The following is a 719-nucleotide window of genomic DNA, read 5'->3' as shown; positions in this document are numbered from 1 at the left end:
GCCCGACTTCGAGTCTGAGATCGACGCCCGCTTCCTGCCGCCCCCCGAACTCTGGGCCGCCGTCGAGCCGCTGCTCCCCGAGCCACCCGGTGGAGGCCGACCCCGGAAGCCCGACCGCGAGGTCTTCGCCGCGATCTTCTACGTGCTCACCACCGGCATCCAGTGGAAGGCGCTGCCACGGTGTCTCGGGGCGGCCTCGACCGTCCACGACCGGTTCCAGGAGTGGGCCGAGGCCGACGTCTTCGCTCACCTCTGGGCGACGGGACTCGTCGAGTTCGACGCCTCCGTCGGGCTCGACTGGACGTGGCAAGCGATCGACGGGGCGACGACGAAGGCGCCGCTCGGGGGCGCGGCGACCGGCCCCAACCCGACGGATCGCGGCAAGTCGGGCACCAAGCGCCACCTGCTCACCGAAGGCCACGGGCTCCCGGTCGGGCTCGTCGTGACCGGCGCCAACCGCAACGACATGACGCAGGTCGAGCCCGTGCTCGACTCGATGGCCGTCGTGTCGTTCGAGGCCGAGCAGCACCTGTGCGCCGACAAGGGGTACGACTTCGATTCGGTCCGCTCGGCGCTGAGCGCATCGGGGTACGTCACCCACATCCTGAGCCGAGGCGACGAGAAGCTGGCGCTGAAGATGCCGGGGTACCGGGCACGACGATGGGTCGTCGAGGCGGCGCACTCGTGGCTCAACCGGTTCCGGCGGCTGCTAATCCGGT

General features: G+C 70.7%; 1 protein-coding gene. It reads left to right on the top strand.

Annotation, left to right across the window (positions count from 1 at the left end; translation table 11 throughout):
• Positions 1–19 precede the first annotated feature (19 nt).
• On the top strand, positions 20–719 hold a 700-nt coding region (locus BSZ37_RS20925), incomplete at its 3' end, for an IS5 family transposase (protein ID WP_425442621.1).

This window comes from Rubrivirga marina (assembly GCF_002283365.1).
GTDB lineage: Bacteria > Bacteroidota > Rhodothermia > Rhodothermales > Rubricoccaceae > Rubrivirga > Rubrivirga marina.
Note: the sequence above shows the minus strand (reverse complement) of the source record. Positions and strands in the feature narration are given on the sequence as shown.